The sequence below is a fragment of the Cupriavidus sp. DL-D2 genome (assembly GCF_039710735.1).
Lineage (GTDB): Bacteria > Pseudomonadota > Gammaproteobacteria > Burkholderiales > Burkholderiaceae > Cupriavidus.
Window position 1 is genome coordinate 1 of sequence record NZ_JBDKXK010000115.1, and the last position, 5,738, is coordinate 5,738.

Below are 5,738 nucleotides of genomic sequence, written 5' to 3' on the forward strand. Positions count from 1 at the left end.
CCCATTTGCCGGCCTCATCGTTCATGCCCGTGGTCTGCAACTGCGACAGATCGACCAGCGCGGCTTCCAGTTCCTGCACCACGGGCCGCATGACGATATCGCGACTCGCCAGCAGATAAGGCTTCCACAGCGCATCCAGCACTTCCGCATCGCGGTTCAACCCGAAACGCGTAAATTGCGGCGCGCCGTGCTGCACGCGGTCTTCGTATCGCTGGATCTGCTGCTGCAGCGCATCCAGCGCCTTCAGTCGCACCGCATCGGTCGGCGCCGACCAGATCGCTTGCGCAGCATCGTGCGCACTCCGCAGATCGTAGTGATTGCGCAGACCGGAGACCACCATGCCCGTGGTCCAAAGACCAATTGCCACCAGCACCAGCCACATCCCGATCGTCAACGGATGCCTGCCCGTGCGCCGGCCGGGCTGTCGTTGTGCGGCATCGGCAAGGTGTTGCCACACCGTTAGTTCGTCACCCTGATGACCATTGTCCGCAACCGCCGGCACGAACGCCACGCCCCTCACCGGCAACTGCTCGCGCGCGGCCTTCGCGAGACCCGGCAACCACTCCGCAAGCGCCGTGCCCCGCGTGTCCAGCTTCCGCGACAGTTCACCGAGATACCGTTCGCGTGGCGACTGCGGCAACCGATCCAGACTCCGGCACATCAACCGATCACGCAACGCCAGCAACGCCGCCTCGCACGCGGCAGCATCGCTTCCCTTCGGCGCCTCACAGTAGATCAGCGGCGCATCGATAGCGGACGGCGAGTGTTCTGAAGTCGTCTCAAGCACAAAGGTTGGCGCAGTCCAACGCAATACATCGTTGATTCGCGCGAGCCGAATGCCATAAGACTCGATACCGCGACGCTGCGTCGGCAAATCCTTGTCGCCATCGGTCACGAGCACGATGGCATCGACGGGGCGGCGGCGACGGAGTTTGTAGAGGTGGGTGAGCCAGGTAGGGTCGGGCTGGCCGTTGTCGCCAGCACCATTCCACAGCAGCACGGCATCATCCGTTTGCTGCCAGCCGTGTTCGACGATATCGGGGAGGAGGCGCTGGATGGCAGCGTTGTCGCCGGTGAGGAGGAGCCAGGGTTGGCAGTAGCGCCAGCGTAGGCCGTGAGTATCCCGCAGCCGTTGGCGCAGCTTCATCCATCCGGCCAAAGTTGCAGATTTGCTCGTTTTTGCATCCTGAGCGGCTAGCAATAGTTGCGCGGTGCCGGCGGCTTGAGACGCGTTCCAGCGAAGCAACTTTGCGAGCCGCTTCGTTGCCTGCGCCTCATCACGCCTGGCCTCGAAGCCGAAGTACAAGGCAATCAGGACAAGCAGACCACAAAGCCCAATGATCGCCAAGGCCTTCTTCGTCTCCAAATCCAGCCAGAACATGTCCCCTTTGAACCAGATGAGGCAGCCGCCGACGATAGCGACCAGAAGATACGAAAAAACGTCGATACGAAACTTGATCATGTTCAGGGATTTTGCGGTACTTCAGGCGCAACAGGAGTCAGGACAGCGAACAGCTCGCGTTCCTCGTCCTGAGTCGCAACGATGTATGGCGTTTTAGACTGGGCCGCCTGCTGCAACGCCAGTGTTGCAGCAAGCCAGGGAGCCGTCGTGCCGGTATGGCCAAGCAGAGTATCGAGCGCGAAGTCGGTGGATACTGCGCCATCGCTCGGGCGTCCCGCATCGCGCAGTTTGGCTGCGGTGTCCTTGCTCAGCCCGACACTAACAACGCCACCCGTCGCGACCGCCTCGACTCGCCCCCATTTCAGCGCGTAGTGCAAAGCGCCCTTCGCAGGTGTATCGCCGCTTGCCTGCGGGCGATGGAAACGCCCCACAACAGAGAACTTCCGTTCATCGGCCAAGGCCACCGGACACACCACGAGCAAGCATGCAGATTCACAGCTACCGGGTTCGGGATCCATATCGCGGACTTTGCTCAGATTCGCGCAGATGACGAAGGTCACCACGTCGCGCAACGCCGGTTGCCAACAATCGAGCATGGTGTCGACAAGCCAGATTCCTCCGCTTGGCTGACACACTGGCGTCACCGCCCGCCCGGCTGGCCGGACTGAGGAAGACAAGCCGCTCCAGATGCCCAGAATCGTCGCCTCATCGAGAATCGACTGGATCTCCAGTCGCACCCGGACAGGGACGGCGTCGGGAACGGTGTTTAACGTATCAGCAGCCTTTTTCAGCAACGAATGCAGAATCCACGACAGCGTTGCTCGCTGTCGCTCTACATCATCGAAGGCTAGCGCGGCATCGGCAGGCTCCAGCAAGCTGGCAACAATCATTTCGCGCGAGTGTCGCGACTGCCGGGTAGGCGGATTGTCCGCACGTCGCAAGAACGCCTCAAACGTGTTTTCAGCCTCGTCCGCATGCAGCAGGTAGACAGCATCGAGTACCGCCAGTGGCACACTGGCGACATCGAACACCGCATTCCGGAATCCCTTGCTCGCAGTGTTGATAGCCATCGCCGTATTTCTTCGCTTGTGGAAGTGCGAGAAAGGGCGCAACGCGAGTGCACCCGCAAGACACGCTGGAATCACCGTGACCGAGACCCAGAACCACGCCGTTTGCGACTTGGCATCCTGGGGCCACGACCACAGCACAGCGGCGATCCCAACCATTGCAAGCGCAACAAAGACCAGCGACCAGACAAGTGGTGACGGTCCCTTCTCTGGCACCGGAACTTCCTCCGGTAACTGCAAAAAATCGACTGCCATGCGCCAGCCTTATCGTGAGCCGCTGTTGGGCAGCGACGAAATCAACGTGCAGCCGCACTCGCATCGATGTCCGTCTTCGGCTACCTCGAGCAGTCCATCCCGGATGCGTGGACTGCCCTCCGCAATATGGTTGAACCCGTGGACGTCGCAACGAACGGGATCGGTACGACGCGCCAGCGCCCTTCCCATGAACTTCTGCGTGCCGCCGCGCAGCACTTCGCCGCCGCGACTGAGGCGGTCGCCTTCCCGGATGACGCCGGCCATTTAGCGTCTCCCCTCAAATGTCCAAGACCCGGGCAAGCCAATAGCTTCCGCTCGGGCGCGCCTCGCTGCATCATCCTTGACCCGGCGATCGTCTGCCTCTCGCTGCTTCTTTTCCTCCTTCTCGTCGGTCTCGCCGAACGTGTCGGTCTCTCGCGTGCGAAAGTACAGCGTCGACGAAAGCACGTGATCGTGCCAGCTCGTCAACATCGTGTCGTGTACGAGCATGTCGAAAAGCATCATGACCTTCTCGGGCAGGGGATCTCGGCCTTCGGTGCCTGTGATCCAGGCTTCGGCAAGTGCGAAGGCATCCGCGCTCATCCAGTCAGACTGTTCGTACACGTCGGCCACCATTTCGACGTCCTCGATACCCTCTGGGAGGGTGGACGCAATGTCCCGTAGCATTTGCGGCCACTGCTTTGAATTGGCGTGTATGCCGCGGTGGAGGAGTTGCCTGGCGGCCTCCTCAGCGACCCGATCCCATACGCTGATAATGGGATGCTCTTTAGCACGCCGATAATCCCTGCCTGCCTGATCATTGGTCTTTCGGGCATTCTCGAGCCTGGCGCCCGCCTGGTTAAGAGCTTCCTGCCCACCCGGCTTGCGGATATCTACCTTGAAATAGTCATTGTTCGCATTCTCTACCGCTTTCTGGGCTTCATCGGCCTTGTGCTTGAGTTCCGGGAGCCTTTCATACGCCGGCGCACGAAACTCCGGCGTTCGATAGCGGACAGCCAGCCAGCGAAGGAACACCTTCATATGCGCGTGAAAGTTGAGTCCTTCGTCACGCGGCACCAGTTCCCAATACGCATCGACGAGCTCTCCGATCTGGTAGCTGGTTTTCCCATTCGATACCGGTGCGGCTAAAGAGAACTTCTCAAAGGTTCTGGGCTTGAACTGCTCTTGGTCCTCTATCGTGTCCACGATCGAACCTGCCATCAGCGCTTCGTGCAACATGTCGCGCAGTGCAATGCGCTGCAGTTCTCCTCGGAACCCCAACGAGCCAGGCGCCGCGCCGCCCGTGATGTCCTCGCTGGTGCCCGGATAGAGATACTGCCTTCCGCGCGTCTTCTCCAGACTGTCCAGGCGCTGATAGAAACGCAGCTCATGTGCCGCTGCGAAATGCACGCATCTCTGGACAACGGCCGGTACTGCCAGATCGCGATCCTTGTGGTTCTGATTGATGGCGCCCAAGTACGGCACATAGCTGAGCAACGCGTTCTCGGCCATGATGGAAGACACCGCATCGAGCAAGCCCAGCATGCGGATTTCGATCGGCGCACCGGCAATGTCGTCCCGGTCGACGCTGAACCGAAGATCCAGATCGTTATCTCTCTTGTACTTGCGTACCAGTTCATTGACGAACGTTCGCGCGATCACACCACCGCGATCCGCGCCAAACACAGAGACTTCGATACTCAGGACGCTCTTTGCCTTGGACTTCGCATCGAGAATTGCTGCTTCGAATTGCATGAGCGCCGACCGCAAGCGGACTTCCACACCTGTGCCGAACACCATTGCGGCCGCCTTGCTGTCGCGCATGAACGGGATCGAATCCAGCCCCATGTCGACCACGATGGTCTTGGCAGCGACAGCTCCCGTCTTGAGCGGATTCTTCCCAGCATTCGACATCGCTCTTCGCACCGCTGCTTTCCCACGCGCTACGGAACCGTCAACACCTGTCATCCGCAACACGCGTCCTGCCTGGGTGCGTGCATCTCTTGCATGCCTGACCATATCGTCGAAGCTCTTCGCTATCGGTCGCCACGACAACTCGTCGTAGGCTTTCACGAGCGCATCCTTTGTCGTGTCACTGGCCGCTTTCTTCGTCCCATAGACGATGGACACACCAGGCAGCTTCTCAAAGACGGCTCTTGCTGAGGACCTCGCTGCTGAAATCCCGGCGTTTCTGGCAGCGGTAAGCAATTCGTTGGTTTTGGCGTCCTCGTTTAGCGGGGTGCCGAGGCCAGAGAAATAGAAGCGGTACCAGTACTGGTTGGGCATCGACTCCCGCCGACGGTCCACGTTGTCCCGATGCGCCTCCCAGAGCCGGCAAATATTCGAGTAGCGAGATGTTTTCGGATCGTCAATATCCCTGTGACGCCCAAATCCGTCGAAGAAGAATCCCATCTTGATTAGGGCGCCGCACGGCAAGTTTGTGTCGCGTTTGCAGGCCTTGTGAGCCATCAGCATGCCGTCCAGTACCTCGTCGGGGGTCCAGTCAGGGCCAGTTTGTGTCGGCTTATCCATGGCTTCGCTTTGTCTCGGTTTTCTTGGACCTGTCGCGCTTCAGGTCGTCAACAATCGGTATCGGCAGTGCTTCCATTGCAGCGCCGAAGGCGCCCGGCTTGTCCTTGGTTTCGGCGAGAATCTTCTGAACTGCGGGGTGCTCATCGAACTTCGGATTCACCAAGAGGACGTGATAGACGTACTGCTGCAGATCTTGCGTATCTGTGAATCCGTACTTAGTCCAGCCTTCGCTGGCAATCCTCGCTGTTCGCCGGAATGCCATTGCATCTTCCATCGTGTTGTTAAATCTCTTTCCCTGCTTTTTAAGCAACCACTCATCGATCTCTCCGTAGAAAATCCGAGTTCCTCGAAGATCCGTTCTGAACTCAAACTCCACATGGTCGTCAGGGTAGAAGTGCAAGCCGAGCACTAACAAGCGGCCACTCTTGACTTTGGTGGGCGGCAAATGAACCTGCATCGATTTATGAAGCGACTTGATGGGTTCGCGCGCACGCAACGAGCGA

General features: G+C 59.4%; 4 protein-coding genes and 1 pseudogene. All 5 read right to left on the reverse strand.

The window, feature by feature from the left end:
- On the reverse strand, nt 1–1,462 hold a 1,462-nt coding region (locus ABDB81_RS30090), incomplete at its 3' end, for an ImcF-related family protein (protein ID WP_346814375.1).
- Between the two features lie 2 nt (nt 1,463–1,464).
- Nucleotides 1,465–2,724, reverse strand: a complete 1,260-nt coding sequence (locus ABDB81_RS30095; protein ID WP_346814376.1) for a hypothetical protein — start codon at nt 2,722–2,724, stop codon at nt 1,465–1,467.
- 9 nt (nt 2,725–2,733) lie between these two features.
- Nucleotides 2,734–2,988: a PAAR domain-containing protein gene (locus ABDB81_RS30100; protein WP_346814377.1), complete on the reverse strand. Its 255-nt coding sequence runs from the start codon at nt 2,986–2,988 to the stop codon at nt 2,734–2,736.
- The gene (locus ABDB81_RS30105) at nt 2,989–5,235 is read right to left on the reverse strand and encodes a hypothetical protein (protein WP_346814378.1); all 2,247 of its coding nucleotides are present in this window, start codon (nt 5,233–5,235) and stop codon (nt 2,989–2,991) included.
- Nucleotides 5,228–5,738 (reverse strand): annotated as a pseudogene (locus tag ABDB81_RS30110) (hypothetical protein); the annotation flags it as partial. The gene ABDB81_RS30105 and the pseudogene ABDB81_RS30110, both read right to left, overlap by 8 nt.

Bases quoted from the DNA above. Each gene is read 5' to 3' on its own strand.
- ABDB81_RS30105 (WP_346814378.1), bottom strand. From the start codon at position 5,235: ATGGATAAGCCGACACAAACTGGCCCTGACTGGACCCCCGACGAGGTA.
- ABDB81_RS30095 (WP_346814376.1), bottom strand. From the start codon at position 2,724: ATGGCAGTCGATTTTTTGCAGTTACCGGAGGAAGTTCCGGTGCCAGAG.
- ABDB81_RS30100 (WP_346814377.1), bottom strand. From the start codon at position 2,988: ATGGCCGGCGTCATCCGGGAAGGCGACCGCCTCAGTCGCGGCGGCGAA.